Here is a 17,012-nt window from a genome sequence, read left to right on the forward strand (position 1 = left end):
TCATTTGTTGTCACAACGAGATCCCTCGGATACAATTCGGACTCTTTTTTTCGAGCAGCCTCTGATGAAGCCAGATCCTGTCGTCTCTCGCACCCCTGCCGCCATCCATCTGGCCATGCTGATCAACATGCTCTCCATGGGCAGCATGATGATGGTGATGCCCCTTGGGCCCGATCTGGTCACCAGCCTCGGCATGGCGCCGGAGCAGACCGGTTACTTCAGCGGTGGCGCCACCCTGGGGGCCGCCCTCATGGGGATCCTCGCCGCCCCCTGGCTCGATCGCTTCAATCGCAAGCCTGCCCTGCTCCTGCTGCTGACTCTGCGCTTCCTGCTGCTGATGGCCTGCGCCCTGGTGCAGGACAGCCAACAGCTGCTGGTGCTGTTCATCCTCTCTGGCTGCGTGGCCGGTCCCCTTGCCGCCATCCTGATGGCCGCCGTGCTGGACCTGGTCCCCCCGGCGGAGCGCGGACGCCGCCTCGCCTACGTGGGCATGGCGTTTTCCCTGGCCGCCATCCTGATCGTCCCCGTCGCCCTTACCCTGGCCCAGTGGCTCGGCTGGCAGAGTCCCTTCCTGCTGTTCGGTACCGCAGGCCTGCTGCTGGCCCTAGTAAGCAGCCGTCTGCTGCCCTCACTGCCGGTCACCCGCGCCCCCCAGGGTAGCGGCCTGCGTCAGTTGCTGGCCTCCCCCCTGTGTCAGGGGGCCCTCTGCATTCTCTGCTTGCAGATGTTCGGCCACTTCCTGCTGATCCCGCATTTTGCTAACTATTTCCAGTTCAACCTCGGCTTCCCCCGGGAGCAGATCGCCGCCCTCTATCTGTGCGGCGGCCTCGCCAGCATGGGCACCATGCGCCTGTGCGGCGGCTGGATAGACCAGGGCCGTGCCCAGGGCGCCATACTGCTCACCAGCCTGCTGCTGGCGCTGGTCACCCTGCTCGGCTTCGCCCTGCCGGTAGGTCTGCCCATCTATCTGCTGTTCACCCTCTTCATGGCGCTCAGCTCGGCCCGCGCCAGCACCACGCTCGCCATCACGGCAGCCATTCCTGCCCCCCATCAGCGCGCCGCCTTCATGTCATTCCAGGGCACTGTCACCAATGTGGCGGCCGGGCTCGGCAGCCTGCTCTCCGCCAGCTATCTGGTGTCAGATGAGCATGGCGCCCTGCACGGTTTCGCCGAGCTGGCCTGGATCAATATCAGCTGCGGCCTGTTGGCCTGCGCCGGCGTCTGGTTCCTCATCAGGGGACTGGAGCGGATAAAAAATAACAATAACCCCGCGTCTGGCATCGCCAGACAAGGAAGTCAGTGAGCAACCGGACCAGAAGAGCCCGGCCCAAATAACCTCTGTTTTTTCATGGAGCTTTAACAATGCAGTTGCAGCACGGCGTATTCAAACTAAACCCCATCCTGCTCTCCCTCGGCCTGATGGCCCTGCCCGCTCTGGCCCAGGCCGAGACGGTCAAGGCAAACGAGACCGTTGTGGTCACCGCCACCCAGACCAAGCACACCGAATTCACCGCACCGGCCAGCGTCTCCGTAGTGACCCGCGCCGACATCGACAAGATGAACGTGAACAACATCGGTGATGCCCTCAAGCACGTGCCGGGCGTCAACATCATCGCCACCAACCCCACCGGTCGCAACGAGATCAAGATCCGTGGCATGGGGGGCGACTACACCCTGCTGCTGATCAACGGCAAGCGCGTCAACGCCCGTGAGACCCTGGGCAGCGCCTACGGCAACGACTTTGACCTGAGCTCCATCCCCATGGCGGCCATCGAGCGCATCGAAGTCATCCGTGGTCCCGTCTCCTCCCTGTATGGCGCCGATGCCCTGGGCGGCGTGGTCAACGTGATCCTGCGCCAGGCCAAGGAGCAGACCGAAGCCGCCGTCGGCTACACCCATACCATGCCCACCAAGGGTGACGGCGGCGACGCCAACCAGGGCAGCGCCTATGTGTCCGGTGCCCTCATCGACAACAAGCTGCTCGGCAACATAGTGGTCGAAGGCTATCAGCGGGATCGCTGGAAGAGCGATCAGTCCAACAACCCTGACGCCGACGCCCTGGAAAAACGGGAAGTGGTCAACGTGCTGACCGGCCTGAAGTGGCTGGTTGCCGACAATCAGGACATCGACTTCGATCTGGGCTACAACCAGAACGACATGGACAGCTACTTCAACAACGTGCCCCGTGCCCCGACCGCACCGGCCACCCCCCACAACGTGCAGAATCTGGACCGCCTGAGCCTGGGCGTGAGCCACAACGGCCGTTGGGAACACTTCGACAGCCGGGTGCGCTACTACTTCGAGCAAGTAGACCTGATGGACGACTCCCAGCTCAACGGCGGCGCCGCCGACATCACCCAGACCAACAACACCGTCGACGGCCAAGTCAGCGGCTACCTGGGCGAGCATCTGCTCACCTCTGGCGCGGAATTCCGCAAGACCGAGCTGGAGCACAGCCGCAACATAGCCAACGGCAGCGTGGATGCCTCCCAGAGCGCCGTTTACCTGCAGGACGAATTCAGCTTCGGCGATCTGGCCCTGACCCTCTCCGGCCGTCTGGATCACCACGAGACCTATGGCAACGAGTTCAGCCCCCGTGCCTACGCCCTCTACACCCTGACCGACGAGTGGGTGATCAAGGGTGGTGCCGGCAAGGCGTTCAAGGCCCCCACCCTGGCCCAGTCCAGCGAAGGCTTCTCCACCACCGCCTGCCGCGGCGCCTGCCAGGTCATCGGCAACCCGGATCTGAAGCCGGAAACCGCCGTCAGCTATGAGCTGGGGACCGCCTACGAGAGCGATCGTTTCGGTGCCGGCGTGACCGGTTTCCACAACGACATCGAGGATCTGATCCAGAGCGATCAGTGGGGCCCGGGCTATCGTCCGACCGTCATGACCTACCTCAACGTCAAGAAGGCCCGCATCAAGGGTCTGGAGCTGACCGGCTGGGTCGACGTGCTGGACAACGTACAGCTGACCGGTAACTGGACCCTGCTGGACTCCGAAGACAAGAGCACCGGTGAAGACCTGGCCAAGACCCCGGATCACACCGGCAACCTGGGCCTGGACTGGCAGGCGAGCGACGTCGTCAGCGCCAACCTGGCCTGGCAATATGTCGGTAGCCAGATCATCAAGGTCCCTGCCCGCAACGCCCAGGCGTTCAAGTCCAAGCACTACCAGACCCTGGACGTGAACACCAACTGGAAGGTCACGCCGGCCCTGGACTTCAAGCTCGGCATCACCAACCTGACCAACACCCAGCGTGACGAGGTGGCCACCGACGCCGACTTCATCCTGGAAGGTCGTACCGTCTACGCCGGGATCGATTACAAGCTGTAATATCCCCCCTGTGGGAGCTCCGGCAACGGGGCTCCCTTTTTGCGTTTCTACTGCCCTGACATGAAAGGAGTCCTTGCGTGCTCAGATACCAAACCCGGCTGTTCTGGCTCGGTGTAGTGCTCCTCTTCCTGCTGATTTCGCTGTCACTGGCCACCGGGGCCGGTGTCTATGGTGGCCGCGAGGTCGCCGGTTTTCTCTTGGGCGACCCCGCCCTCGTGGCCGATGAAAAGCTCGCCATGATAGTCAACACATTGCGACTGCCCCGCACCCTGGCCGCCCTGGTGGTCGGCGTCTGTCTCGCGCTCGCCGCCTCCATGCTGCAGAGCGCTACCCGCAACCCCCTGGCCGAACCCGGCCTGCTCGGGGTCAACGCCGGCGCCGTCTTCGCCCTGGTCATAGGGCTCACTTATTTCGGGGTCGAGTCTGCCTACGGCTACCTGCTCTGGTCCGGCATGGGGGCCCTGATGGGCAATATCGTAGTGCTCGGCCTCGGCCTCATGGTGGGTCGCTCCAACCCCCTCAAACTCATCCTGGTGGGCGTCGCCCTCTCCGCCACCTTTGGCGGCCTCTCCAACTTCCTGCTGCTCTCCAACAAGGTGGTGCTGGAACAGTTCCGCTTCTGGAACCTGGGGTCACTCGCCGCCTCCAGCCTGGATTCCGTGCTGACGGTGCTGCCCTTCGCCCTCGCCGCCCTGCTGCTGACCCTGGCCCTGTGCCGCCAGCTCACCCTGATGCAGATGGGGGACAACCAGGCCCAGGCGCTAGGCATCCGCCCGACCCGGGTGCGCATCGGGGTGCTGCTCGCAGCCACCCTGTTCACCGCCTGCGCCATCGCCATCGCCGGCCCCATCGGCTTCGTCGGCTTCCTCGCGGCCTATTGCGCCCGCCTGGTGGAACCGGTACGCCTGTCCATCCAGGTGCGCTTCTCCGCCCTGTTCGGGGTGCTGTTCCTGCTCGCCGCGGACGTGCTGGCCCGCTGGCTGCTGCAACCGTTCGAGCTGCCCAACGGCGTCATTCTCGCGCTCATCGGTGCCCCCGTGCTGATCCTGGTGGTGCGAAGCGGTGGCTTCCGCTCCCTGCTGGCCGTGAAATAAGGAATCCTCTTATGCATGATCCTGCAACCCAGACTCTGCCCGTAGCCGGTACGGCCCTGCCCGCCGGCACCTTCTGTCTTCGCCTCGGCCGCCGTACCCTGCTGCTCGACCGCCGGGCCTGGCTCATCACCCTAGCCCTGGTGCTCGCCCTGGCGCTGCTCTCCCTGCTGGCGCTGACCCTGGGCTCGGGCAAGCTCAGCATGCTGGGGGTGATCCAGACTCTCATGGGGGAAGGGAGTCGCCTGAGCGAGGTGACGGTCTTCAAGATCCGGCTGCCGCGCATCGTCGCTGTGCTGGTGGCGGGGGCCGCCATGGGCCTCTCCGGCTGCCTGGTGCAGACCCTCATTCGCAACCGTCTCGCCACCCCGGACATGATAGGGGTCAACGAGGGGGCCTCCTTGGCCATCATCATCTTCTCCCTCTACCTGACCCTGGGCAGCTGGCCCTGGTGGGCGGCCCCCCTCGGCGCCCTGTTTGCCGCCGCCGTGCTCTATGCCCTGTGCAACAAGCCGGGGGAGCAGGGCTATCTGTTCGTGGTGATCGGCATAGGCGTCTCCGAGCTGATGAACGCCATCGGCCAGTTCGTCATGTCCACCCAGTCCCTGGTGCACCTCACCAGCCTCTATCTGTGGAACATGGGCAACTTCGTCGGTCAGGGCTATGGCACAGTGCTGCCGGTGGCCCTCATCATCCTGCTGATCTGCCCCTGGATCCTGTATCTCTCCCGCGCCCTCGGCGTGCTGCGCCTCGGCCCCGTCACCGCCCAGACCCTGGGGGTGAACGTCAACCGGGTGCAGCTCGGGGTGCTGGCCCAGGCCATAATCATGGCTGCGCTCGGCACCGCCATCGGTGGCCCCGTGGTGTTCATCGCCATGGCGGCCCCCATCCTCGCCTCCTGGCTCTCCCGGGATCGGGTGGTGCCGCTCTGGATAGCCGCCCTGTGCGGCGCCCTGCTGCTGCTGGCGAGCGATACCCTGGTGCGGGTGCTGGCCAGCCCCCACGAGGTGGCTACCGGCATCATGACCCGTATTCTCGGCGGCATCTTGCTGCTGTTCGTGCTCATCAAAGACAGGCAGAAGGCCGACTGATGCAGCCATCTATTCTGATCAATCAACGACAAGGGGCTCCTCGATGACGCTCTCCGCAAACGGCCTCCACTTCGGCTATCAGCAAAAAGCCGTGTTCCAGGACGTCTCCTTCACCATCCCCAAGGGAAAGCTGGTGGGCATAGTCGGACCGAACGGCGGCGGCAAGTCCACCCTGCTGAAACTCCTGGCGGGCCAGGAGCAGCCCCAGCGCGGGGAGATCCTGCTCAAGGGCAAGCCGCTCGCCAGCTACGGCATGAAGGCCCTGGCCCGGGAGCTCGCCTACCTGCCCCAGCGCCCCCTGGTGCCGGCCGGCATTTTGGTGGAACAGCTGGTGCAATACGGCCGCCACCCCCATCAGGGCTGGTTCAATCAGTGGAGCGAGGAGGATGCGCGCATGGTGCGCTGGGCCTGCGAGCGGATGCAGCTGGAGTCCATCTGGCATCAGAGCGCCAGCTCCCTCTCCGGCGGTCAGGCCCAGCGGGTCTGGCTCGCCATGGTGCTGGCCCAGGACGCGGACATAATACTGCTGGACGAGCCTACCAGTGCGCTCGACATAGGCCACCAGACCGAGGTGATGGAGGCCATCCACCAGATCACCGCAGCGGGCAAGACGGTGCTCATCGTTATCCACGATCTCGCCACCGCCGCCCGCTACTGCGACGAACTGATTGCGCTGGGGGATGGCGGCATCCAGGCCATGGGGCCGGCCCGGGAGGTGGTGACCAAGCCCCTCATCGATCGCCTCTACCACACCGATGTGGACATTCTGCATGCCCCCGGCGACGGTGCTCCCGTGATAGTGCCCCGCAGGCGCTCCGAGAGCATAACGGACCAGCAGCGCGCCTGACACCAGCAGTAAAAAACCGCCCATCGGCGGTTTTTTTATCTCTCATTTCTGATGTTTCATCCTCATCAAAGAGCCAGCAGGGTGAGCAGGCCTCCCGGCAGCCGCTGCCAGTGCAGGGTACAGTGCCAGCCGACGGGCAGATCCGGGGCAAGCCGGGTCTTGAGGGAAAGCGCCAGGGTCCGGGGCCCCATGGCCGACCAGCTCGCATCGAGGAAGTCAAAATAGCGCCCGACCCTGGGATAGAGCCCCTTGAACAGGCTCTCCTTGGCGGAGAACACCAGGGTCAGCCCCTCGGCCAGGCTCAGATCGGCGGCAGCGGCCCCCGCGGCCAGCCTCTCCCACTCCCCCTCATCGACGATACCGGGCCAGAGCTGCGCCGCTTGATCGGCATCGAGCCAGGCTTCCAGATCCAGTCCCAGCCCCCTCCGACCTTGGCGCACCGCGCACAGGGCCATCCCCTCCCCGAGCAGCTGGCTGTGGCTGATGCTGCCCTCCATACCCGCGGGCCAGCAGGGTGCCCTCTCTTTGCCGATGGTCACCACCCGCTCCCCCAGTCCGAAGGGGGTCAGGGCCTGGCGGGCCGCCAGCCGGCCCGCCAGAAACTCCCCCTGGCGCTTGGCCACGGCCCCCTCCAGTTCGGCGGGCAGAACCATGCCATGGGCGGCGAAGGCGGCCGGGGTAAAGGCGGGGGGATGAAAGCCGACTCTGTGGATGGGCAAGGAGGTCATCCCCGCCAGGGTCAAGGGATCGCGCTGGCGGATGAAGGCCGCAGCCTGTACAGGAGAGGGGGAAGGGAGCATGGCAACACCTCGCGATGGGGAGTCTGATGGTACCAAAACCCGGCGCGGGATCGCCACAAATACAAATAACAACGTTTCTCACTTAAAGCTGTGGTAGCATGTTCCCGCCCGTTTGGGGCCAATCAAACCGGGGGCCACACCATGCTGGCCCAGCGGCCAGCCCGGACACCCGCCGCATTCACCCATAAGGATGTAACCATGAAGATCTCCTCCCCCCTGGCCGCCGCCCTGATGCTGGCGAGCCTGGTCGGTTTCCAGGCCCAGGCCGGGACTCGCCAGGTCATCGATGCCAACGGCCAGTCCCAAACCGTCCCGGATGCCCCAGAGCGCGTCGTCGTGCTGGGTGAGCTCGACCTGGACACCGCCCTGACCCTGGGGGTGCAGCCGGTCGGCACCGTCAACGGACGCGGTCAGGCTACCCTGCCCCGCTATCTGCTGGACAAGGCGGGCAAGGAGATCACCATAGTGGGGGATCTGGACAACCCGAACCTGGAGAAGCTTATCGATCTGGAGCCGGATCTCATCCTGACCGCCCAGACCAAGCCAGAGCTGCTGACCCTGCTCAATGAGATCGCCCCCACAGTCGTCACCGGCAACTGGGGAGAGCCCTGGAAGGTCATCTTCCAGCGCAGCGCCCGGGTGCTGAACAAGGAGGCCGAGGCCAAGGCCTTCCTCGCCCAATACGATGCCCGCCTGCAGGAGGCTCGCACCAAGCTTGCCAAGCATCAAGGTGAGCAGGTGAGCATAGTGCGCTGGAACCCCAAGGGACCGAGCTACATGCACGGCAGCACCTTCGCCAGCAGCGTGGTGCAGGAGATGGGGCTGGCCCGTCCGCCCCACCAGATCGGTGACAGGACTCCCCACTCCCCAGCCCTGAGCCTCGAATCCCTCAACCTGCTGGACGGCGACTGGCTGGTGATCGGTACCCTGAGCGCCAGTGGCGATGCGGTGGATGCCATGAAGCAGGCCGAACAGACCCCGGCCTTCCAGCAGCTCGGCGCCATCAAGGGCAAGCGCTTCGGCGCCGTGGACGGGTCCCTCTGGACCTCCACCGGCGGCCCCCAGGCGGCCCTTCAGGTGATCAGCGATGTGGAGCAGCTGATGAGCAAGCCGGACGCCGCCCCCATCACCCGCTAACCTGCGAGCCACCTCGACGGATAGAAAGAAGCCCGCATCATGCGGGCTTCACTTTTATGGGTCTGTCTATGATGCTCACTCCGGCAGTGGTAGCGCCTTTCTGTCCAGCTTCCCGCTGCCTGTCTTGGGCAGAGCATCGAGCAGAATAATCCGCGCCGGCACCATATAGTGGGGCAGGCTCGCCTGCAGGCCCTTGCGCAGGGCGAGCCGGTTGAGGGTTATCCCGCTTTTCGCCTCCACATAGCCCACCAGCATGGCGTCATCCCCCTCGCCGATGAGTCGCACTGCCGCCTCCTGCACCCCGGCCTGGCGGCGAAGGCCCGCCTCCACCTCGCCGAGCTCGATGCGAAAACCGCGCAACTTGATCTGATCGTCGCGCCGTCCGAGATAGAGGAACTGGTCGCAGCCGAGCTGACGCACCCGATCGCCGGTGCGATAGAGGCGATGGGTGTCGAGGCGCAGGAAGGCCGCCGCCGTCAGGGCCGGCTTGCGCCAATACCCCTCGCACAGGGCCGGGCTCTCGATGCAGAGCTCCCCCTCCTCCCCTTCCGCCACCGGCTGCCCCGCGCCGTCCAGCACCCAGTGCCGGTAGCCCGGCAGGCTGTGGCCTATGCGGATGCGCCCATCGGCCAGCGGCATGCGCACCTCGCTCACCAGGGACCAGACGGTGGCCTCGGTCGGGCCGTAGCAGTTCCAGAGCCGCCGGGTGCGGGCGCACAGCTGCTCGGCGAGCCCGGGATCCAGCGCCTCGCCGCCGCACAGGGCGGTGAGGCTGTCACTGCCCTGCCAGCCGGCCTTGAGCAGCATGCGCCAGCAGGCGGGAGTCGCCTGCAGCCAGTTGATGGAGGAGTCCGCCGCCAGCAGGGCCATCATCCCCAGGGGATCCTTGTTGTGGCCGTTGTCCGCCACCGTCAGCCGGCCGCCGCCCCAGAGCGGCCCCAGCATCTCCAGCAGGGAGATGTCGAAGGCCGGGGTGGTGATAAAGAGCCAATGGCAGCTGGGGGAGAGACCGAGCCGCTCGCGGATCCCGTCGAGGAAGCAGAGCAGGGCCCGCCGGCTGATGACCACCCCCTTGGGCTCGCCGGTGGAGCCCGAGGTGAACATCATATAGGCGGCCAGGGCGTCATCCACCTGGGGCCAGGCGCAGGCCTCCCCGCGCAGAACCGCCTCGCTCAGAGCCTCGTTACTCACATGACTCAGGAGACGCAGGGGGCAACCAAACTCGGGGCAGCCCTCTACTTCATCACAGAGCACAGCCGAGAGTCGCGCCTGGCGGGCGATGCCTTGCAGCCGCTCCACCGGGAAATCCGGCTCGAGGGGCACAAAGCAGAGCCCGAGGCGCAGGCAGGCGAGCAGGCTGGCCACCAAGTCAGGGGTGCGGGTCAGATAGAGGCCGACCCGCTCTCCTACCCCCAGGCCACGCAGGCCGGCAGCAATCTGGCCGACCCGAGCGTCCAGCTCCCCGTAGCTCAGCCAGTGGCCGTTCATAGCGATGGCGGGGGCGAGCGGTGTCCCCCCCAACACGCGAGCCAGCCGAACGCCCAGTCCCTGTTCGCCCTGTTGGGCAATACGGGGGGGCTCCCCCCGTGGATTAATGGCTATCGCCGTGGTCATATCACCTCCTCGGGCAGGCGCACCAGCCAGTGGTTGAACAGCTGGTTCGGCGAGCCCTGCCCCTTGAGACGCTGCAGGCTCAGCGTCCCGTGGCGGGCGCCGAACGCCTCGTTGAGGGCCGCCAGCAGGGCGAGCTGTTGCACCGAATCGATGCCAAGCTCGCTCACATTCTGCTGCCAACTCGCGTGCTGGCCGCAGTGATGTTGCCACAGGGTCAGCAGTCGGCGCGCCTCTGCCTGGGTCGGCATGGCTTGGGTCGGCATGGCCTCGCCCGCCACCGGCGCAGACGCCGCCAGAGCGCCAGGCGCCTTGGCATCCGAGAGACGGGCGCTCTGGGCCAGATTGACCTCTGCCAGCCACTCCAGCTCGGCGACCCAAAGGGCCAGCACGGCTTGCGCACGTCCCCGATCTATCTGCTCGCCATCGAACTCGAGGCGCAGGTTGAGCCGGCCGCCGCGGGCGTTGACCACCAGGGACAGAGGCAGCTCCACCTTCTCCACCACGGCGCCAAACTGCGGCACCAGCTGATGGGGCTCTGGGGTCGCCGGCGGCGATGGCATGGGGTAGTTCTCGAACACGAACAGGCTCTGGAACAGGCGCGGGCCACCCCGGGTCAGGGCCGCCAGGGACTGGGTACCGTGCTGATTGAGCGCCAGCAAGTCCCCCTGCAACTGAGCGATATGCTGCGCCAGGGTCAGGTCGATGCGCCAGTCCAGGGCCAGCGGCAGGCTGTTGATATAGAGCCCGACACTTTGGGTGATCCCCTCGATGGGGAAGTCCCGGCCCGGGGTCACATTGCCCACCAGGGTCACAGGGTCGCCGCAGTGACGGGCCAGCAGCCGATGCCAGGCGTACTGGGCCAAGAGACCGGCGGTGACCCCCAGCTCGCGGGCCCGGCTCTCCAGGCGTCCGGAGATCTCCGGGGCCAGACCCTGGCCGCACACAGCAGGGGTCTGCTGGGTGAGGCGTCCGCTCAAGCCAGGTTCGAGTACCACCCCGAACAGGGTCGACAGATCGTTGGGCTTGGCCAGCAGATCCCCGCGGCCCTGCCAGTAGGCGGCGCTAGTGGCCGTTTCGCTCGCGATATGGCGGCCGAAGGCGAGCCAGGCAGTATCCGGTGTCACCTCGGACGCGGTCCCTTGTGTCATTGACTGCTGCATCATTGACTGCTGATAGTGGCGATGCACTGAACCCAGCAGCACGGGGCCACTCCAGCCATCGAGCACGGCGTGATGGGCGCTCAGGATCACCTTGTGGTGATCGGGGGCCAGTTTGAAGCAGGCGATGCGCAGCAGGGGAGCCTGATCCAGCGGTATGGGTCTGTCCAGATCCTGCTGACGATAGGCCTGAACCCGTGCCTCGGCATCTCCAAGTCCGGACAAGTCCTCATAGTGGAAGGGCAGCTCGGCCCTCGCCATGATGCGTTGCAGCGCCACCCCGTCCGCCAGGACGAGGCCGACTCTGAGCACGGGCCAGCGGGCGAGCTGGGCCTGCCAGGCGACGCGATACAGGGCCACGTCCAGCGCCTGCCGATAACTCATCTCGGTTTGCAGGTGATAGGCGCTATCCGTGGGCACCAGGACCCTGTGGTGCAGCATGCTCTGCTGCAGTGAGGTCATGGGCAAAAGGGTCTCCACCTCGCCGCCAGCCTCTGCCTCGTCCAGCACCCTGTCCAGGGTGGATTGGGTCAGGGCCAGTCCCGGGAAGTCGCTCGGGGTGCGGCGCGGCTTGGCTTGCGCGCAGCAGGCGTTCACCAGGGCCTCGATATTGGCCGCCAGCGCCGCCATCAGGGCGTCGCTCGCTTCCTGGTTGAGGGCACCGACCTGGCGCAGGGTGAGGCAACCGCCATAGACGCCGCCGTGCAGGCTGATGAGCTCGCGCGGCAGGTTCTGTGGCGCCGAGGGTTGGCCCGGCGCCACCGGCAAGGGCTGCAAGGGTGCCGGGATGCCTCTGTGGGAGACCCCCAGGTAGTTGAAGACGATGGCGGAGTGAGGCAGCTCCTGACCACTAGGATGGTGCAGGCGCAGGGCGTTGAAGCCCACCCCCTTGTCCGGCACGGCCCGCAGCCGCTCCTTGGTGTCGCAGACGAGATCGCTCCAGGAAGGGTTATCGGCCAGCGCCAGGGGATAGGTGCTGGTAAACCAGCCGAGGGTACGGCTCACATCCAGCTGCGGATCGATAACTTCACGGCCGTGCCCCTCCAGCATCACGCACTGCTTGGCGCCATAACCCAGCTCGCTCAGGGTGCGGGTCAGGGCCGCCAGCAGCAGATCCGGTACCTGGGTCAGGTGGGCCTGGTTGGCCTCATCGATGAGGCGGATTGTGGTCTGCTCATCCAGACGCAAGAGACTCGCGGCGGCGCGGCCATCGGGGGCGCGCCGGGCCTCCAGCAAGCCTTGCTCGCTGCCTTCCCCCTGCCCCAGCCAGAACGCCAGCTGGGCGGCTTCGCGGGTCGCGTAGGCGGCCAGCCCCTCTCCCCATTGGCGGTAGCTGCTGCCCTTGGCAGGCAAGGTACGGCCCTCGGCAAGACGGACCAGGTCTTCGGCCAAGATGCGCCAGGAGACGGCGTCGATGACCAGATGGTGGAAGGCGATAAAGAGCCCCTCCACGGGCTCGGCATCCGCCTTATTTTCGAGATGGTTCGCGAGATTGCTGAGTCGTGCCCAGGCCAGGGTCTGGCCCTGCTCGGGGGCAAAGTCCCCCTGCCACTGGGTCAGGCGAGCCTGCAGCTCGGCCTCGTCCAGCTCGGCCGCATCCAGCCGATGCAGGGGCGGCAGCGCCAGCTCGGGCAGATAACGCTGACCGGTCGGGGTGACCGCCAAACGCAGGGCGTCATGGTGGGCGAGCAGGGTGCGCATCCAGCCCATCAGGGCTTCGTCGTCTATGCCGGCTGGCAGGCGCAGTATCACCCCCTGGTTCCAGTGACCAGACTTGGCAAAGCCCTGCTCGAAGAACCAGCGCTGGATCGGGTGCAGCGGGAATTCCCCTTCCAGGATCCCTTGCTCCGTCTGGTGGCTGACCGCCTGCTGCTGACCGAGCTGGCGGCAGAGACGGCGCACCGTCTTGGCCTCGAACACGTCCTTCACGCTGCAGTGCAGGCCGGCGTCTCGCAAGCGGGTGGTGAGCTGGATGCTGAGGATGGAATCGCCCCCTAGGCGGAAGAAGTCATCCTCCACCCCGAGAGGTTGTTTGAGCACCGCCTGCCAGATGGCGAGCACGGTCTGCTCCAGCTCTCCTTGCGGCTCCCCCTTGCTCTCCTGCCAGCTGATGGCGGGCAGGCGGCGCAGGTCCAGCTTGCCGTTGGGGGTAAGCGGCATCTCGGGCAGCCAGCAGAGGCGCACCGGCACCATGTATTCGGGCAGGCACTCGCCGGCCCGTTGCAGCAGGGCCTCGGCGTCCGGCTCGGTCGCGCCGGCTTGCAGGCAGGCATAGGCCAGCAATCGACCCTCTTGCACCACCACCTTGATCTGGCGGATAGCAGGTTCAATGGCGGCAATCTGGGTCTCTATCTCGCCGGGCTCGATGCGATAGCCCCGCAGCTTTATCTGCTCGTCGATGCGCCCCAGGTAGTTGAGGTTGCCGTCGCGGCGTCTGAGGGCCCTGTCCCCGGTGCGATAGAGGCGATGAACACGGGTGCCTGCGCCACTGACCAGGGTGCGCTCGATAAAGGCTTCTTGGGTGCGCTCCGGCAGATTGAGGTAACCGCGGGCGAGGCCGAGACCGGTCAGGCAGAGCTCGCCGGGCACCCCCACAGGGCAGGGGTTGCCCGCCTCGTCCAGGATCACCGCCTTCAGGTTGTCTATGGGCTGGCCTATGGTGATGGGCTCACCCGGACGCAGGCGCGCGCAGAGCGCGGTCACCGTGCATTCGGTCGGGCCATACATGTTGTAGAGCGCGACCCGGTTGCCCCAGCGCTCCACCAGGGCGCTGGGACAGGCCTCGCCGCCGAAGCCGATGGCCTTGAGGGAACCGAGATCCGCCGGTGGCAGCAGGTTCGCCAACAGGGCCGTCGGCAAAATCATATGGCTGGCGCCCTTGGCCATGGCGGCGGCGATCACCCCCTCCCCCGGCTCGCCGAAGTGCAGGGCGGCGCCGCAGTAAAGGGGCAGCAGGGTGGTCATGTTGCCCGCATCGAACGAGAGGGACATGCAGTTGAACATGGCGCCACTGGCGTCGAGCGCGATACGCGCCCCGTGATCCGCCATCAGGTTGACCAGGCTGCCCTGCTCCACCATGACGCCCTTGGGCAGGCCGGTCGAACCCGAGGTGTAGATGATCTGGGCCAGCATGGAGGCATCGCGGGAAACGGCGGGAACGCTGGTCGGCATCTCATCCAGCGCCAGCCCGTGCAGGTTGTGGTACTGGGCACCCGTGCCCACCAACGCCTCCCCAAGACGTGCGTCGGGCTCGCCCCCCAGCACCAGGCTGATGGCCGCATCGCTTAGGATGTGGGCCAACCGCTCGGCGGGATAGGCGGGGTCGAGCGGCACATAGGCCGCCCCCACCTTCCAGCAGGCCAGCAGGCCAATGACGAAGGCCGACTCCCGCTTGGCCTGCAGGCCGATGGCGGCGCCCGGGGTCACCCCCTGGGCCAGCAGCCAGTGGGCGAGCCGGTTGGCTTCGGCCTCCAGCTCCCCATAGTTCAGGCTGCGCGCCTCATCGCTTACCGCGAGGGCCGAGGGCTTAGCCGCCACCTGACGCTCGATATGGCAGAGCAGGGTGTCGCGGCTCGGGTAGTCGACGGGCAGGCTCGCGAGCTCCAACCCCAGGGCTGCGTCGTCCATGCCCGCTTCCAGGGGCAGTTGCCAGATATCGGTCTCGGGGGCCGCCACCACGGCGCGCATCAGGTGCAGCAGGCGATCGGCATAAGCCTGGATGGTCTCTCGCTCGAACAGGGCGGTGGCGAACAGCCAGTCCACCCGCACCGAGTCCATCAGCTCGGTCACCTTGACCGAGATGTCGGTCTTGGCGGGCAGCACGGGGGAGGTCTCCTCCACCAGCTCGCAGCCGGGGATGAGATCGTTGAAATCCACCTTGGCCTGATAGACCAGCATGATCTGGAAGATGGGGTTGATGGCGGTGGTGCGATCCGCGCCTATGGCCTCGGCCAGCGCCTCGAAGCGATAGAGCTGATGGTCAAAGGCAGCCAGATCTTCTTCCCGGCACTGCTGCAAATAGTCCACGAAGCTCGGTCGCCCCTCCAACCGGGTGCGCAGCACCAGGGTGTTGACGAAGAAGCCCACCAGAGACTCAATCTCGTGGCGCTCGCGGTAGGCGAGCGGGGTGCCGATGACCACCTCCTTCTCTCCGCTCTGGCGCACCATCAACAGGGCGAACAGGGCGTGCAGACCGATGAAGTTCGAGGTGCTGTGACGCTGGCACAGGCGCTTGAAGCTGTCCCACAGATCGTTGTCTATGGTGGAGAAGACCAGCTCGCCGCCGCTGCCCTGATGGGCGGGACGGGGCTTGTCGAGCGGCAGGCCGTGCACCTCCGGGCTGCCCCCCAGGCGGTCCACCCAGAACGGCTTGAACTCGGCGTGATAGTCGAGAAAACGCGGGGAGTTGAACCAGTGGGCATAGTCCAGGTAGTTGAGCGGCAACTCGGCCACCTGCAGGGGTTCCCGGTTCTGGTGGGCGAGGAAGGCGCGCTTCAAGTCCGCGAACATGTTCTTGACCGACCAACCGTCGGAGATGATGTGGTGCTGGGTGATCAGCAGCACATGTTCATGCGTCCCCAACCGGATAAGGTTGACCCGGCTGAGATCCCCTTTCGTCAGCGAGAAGGGGCGCCCTATCTCTTCGCGCACCCGGCGCGCTACATAGGCCTCGCGCTCGGCTTTTGTGGCCGAGCTCATATCCTCAATCTGCAGCTTGAACGGGACATGGGGCAGGATCTCCTGGGCCCCCCTGCCCGCCTCGTCCTTGACGAAGCGGGTGCGCATGCTGGGGTGGCGCGCAAACAGGTGATCGATGGCAAACTCCAGGGCGGCCGTATCCAGCTCGCCGCGCACCCGGAAGTAGACCGGCATGTTGTAGAGGTGGGAGGCCTCTTCGTATTGCTCGATAAACCAGAGCCCGCTCTGGGAGGAGGAGAGCGGCCCCTGCAGGGTGCGCTTGGCCTCCTCAGAAACCGCGATGGGCGCCTCGAAGGCGGCGCGGGCGGCCAGGCAACGCACCAGCTCATCCTTGTGGGCCTTGATTTGGGCGCCGATGGCGGGGGTCACCGCCTCCTTGCTCGACTGGGAGATGAGCTGCCCCTTGTCGTTCAGGGCGAGTTTGACCCCCTGACGTTCCAGCTGCTTGAGCAGCGTGATCATGTTGTTCATCTGTCTTTGAGCCCTCAGGCGCTCAGGGTGGCGCCGCCGTCGACGACCAGATCCTGCAGTGTGATGTGGCTGGCCAGATCCGAGGCCAGGAAGAGGACCGTGTGGGCTATCTCTTGCGCCGTCGCAATCTTGTTAAGCGGTATGCCGAGCTTGAACTGATCCGGCAGCCCCTGGATGGTACGGGCCATGGCTCCTTCATCCGGCAGCATGCCGCGCAGCATCTCGGTATCCGTCGAACCCGGCGACACCAGGTTGACCCGCACCCCGAAGGGGGCCAGCTCCAGCCCCACCGTCTGGGTCAGGCTGGTGACCGCCGCCTTGGAGGCGCAGTAGGCCGCCATCTGCATGCGCGGCACATGGGCGGCGTTGGAACCTATGGTGACGATGGCGCCGCGGCGCTGCTCCTTGAAGTGGGGCACCAGGGCCCGCAGCAGGTAGAAGACGCCGCTGGCGTTGACCGCGAGGCAGTCGTCCCAGTCGGCATCGCTCAGGGTTTCGGTGGGGCCGAGGCGCAACACCCCGGCCCCGTTCACCAGCACGTCCAGCCCACCATCTGCCAGCAGTTGCGCGCAGCAGGCATTGACCGCCCCCGAGTCACGAATGTCGAGCACCCGGGTTGCGAAAGGGTAATCGGCATAAGGGAAGGCCAGATCCAGCCCCACCACGGAGGCGCCGGCGGCCACGAACTGCTCGGCCACCTCACGCCCTATGCCTCGGCCGGCACCGGTCACCCAGACCCGCTTGCCACTGAAATTGATGTTCATCATCTG

Annotated in this window: 10 protein-coding genes; 6 read left to right on the forward strand and 4 right to left on the reverse strand. The window is 66.0% G+C overall.

Annotation, left to right across the window (positions count from 1 at the left end; genetic code table 11):
- Positions 1-64 precede the first annotated feature (64 nt).
- From ACRCYW_RS07625 to ACRCYW_RS07645, 5 genes are all read left to right on the forward strand, one after another.
- Complete coding sequence (locus ACRCYW_RS07625) at positions 65-1,303, forward strand: MFS transporter (RefSeq protein ID WP_438549522.1); 1,239 nt, start codon at positions 65-67, stop codon at positions 1,301-1,303.
- A gap of 59 nt (positions 1,304-1,362) precedes the next feature.
- On the forward strand, positions 1,363-3,336 hold the full coding sequence (locus ACRCYW_RS07630; protein WP_438549523.1) for a siderophore amonabactin TonB-dependent receptor: 1,974 nt from the start codon (positions 1,363-1,365) through the stop codon (positions 3,334-3,336).
- A gap of 77 nt (positions 3,337-3,413) precedes the next feature.
- Positions 3,414-4,430 (forward strand): amonabactin ABC transporter permease subunit 2, encoded by a 1,017-nt coding sequence (locus tag ACRCYW_RS07635; RefSeq protein WP_438549524.1) that lies wholly within the window; start codon positions 3,414-3,416, stop codon positions 4,428-4,430.
- Between the two features lie 11 nt (positions 4,431-4,441).
- Positions 4,442-5,518: an amonabactin ABC transporter permease subunit 1 gene (locus tag ACRCYW_RS07640; RefSeq protein ID WP_438549525.1), complete on the forward strand. Its 1,077-nt coding sequence runs from the start codon at positions 4,442-4,444 to the stop codon at positions 5,516-5,518.
- A 43-nt stretch (positions 5,519-5,561) separates the two neighbouring features.
- A complete protein-coding gene (locus tag ACRCYW_RS07645) occupies positions 5,562-6,365 on the forward strand; it encodes an amonabactin ABC transporter ATP-binding protein (RefSeq protein WP_438549526.1) in 804 nt (267 codons plus the stop codon).
- Between the two features lie 65 nt (positions 6,366-6,430).
- Here the strand turns inward: ACRCYW_RS07645 and ACRCYW_RS07650 are convergent, their stop codons facing one another.
- The gene (locus tag ACRCYW_RS07650; protein WP_438549527.1) at positions 6,431-7,165 is read right to left on the reverse strand and encodes a 4'-phosphopantetheinyl transferase family protein; all 735 of its coding nucleotides are present in this window, start codon (positions 7,163-7,165) and stop codon (positions 6,431-6,433) included.
- Positions 7,166-7,363: 198 nt separating this feature from the next.
- Between ACRCYW_RS07650 and ACRCYW_RS07655 the strand changes: the two genes are divergently transcribed.
- A complete protein-coding gene (locus ACRCYW_RS07655; protein WP_438549528.1) occupies positions 7,364-8,302 on the forward strand; it encodes an ABC transporter substrate-binding protein in 939 nt (312 codons plus the stop codon).
- Positions 8,303-8,377: 75 nt separating this feature from the next.
- On the opposite strand, the gene ACRCYW_RS07660 is transcribed toward ACRCYW_RS07655, so the two are convergent.
- Genes ACRCYW_RS07660 through dhbA form a run of 3 tightly spaced genes read right to left on the reverse strand, consistent with a single transcriptional unit; the run spans position 8,378 to position 17,006 of the window.
- Positions 8,378-9,916 (reverse strand): amino acid adenylation domain-containing protein, encoded by a 1,539-nt coding sequence (locus ACRCYW_RS07660; protein WP_438549529.1) that lies wholly within the window; start codon positions 9,914-9,916, stop codon positions 8,378-8,380.
- The gene (locus tag ACRCYW_RS07665) at positions 9,913-16,242 is read right to left on the reverse strand and encodes an amino acid adenylation domain-containing protein (RefSeq protein WP_438549530.1); all 6,330 of its coding nucleotides are present in this window, start codon (positions 16,240-16,242) and stop codon (positions 9,913-9,915) included. Before ACRCYW_RS07665 ends, ACRCYW_RS07660 begins: the two co-directional genes overlap by 4 nt.
- Before the next feature lie 14 nt (positions 16,243-16,256).
- A complete protein-coding gene (gene dhbA / locus ACRCYW_RS07670; protein ID WP_438549755.1) occupies positions 16,257-17,006 on the reverse strand; it encodes a 2,3-dihydro-2,3-dihydroxybenzoate dehydrogenase in 750 nt (249 codons plus the stop codon).
- Positions 17,007-17,012 lie beyond the last annotated feature (6 nt).

It is taken from the genome of Aeromonas sp., assembly GCF_051657805.1.
Classification (GTDB): Bacteria; Pseudomonadota; Gammaproteobacteria; order Enterobacterales; family Aeromonadaceae; genus Aeromonas.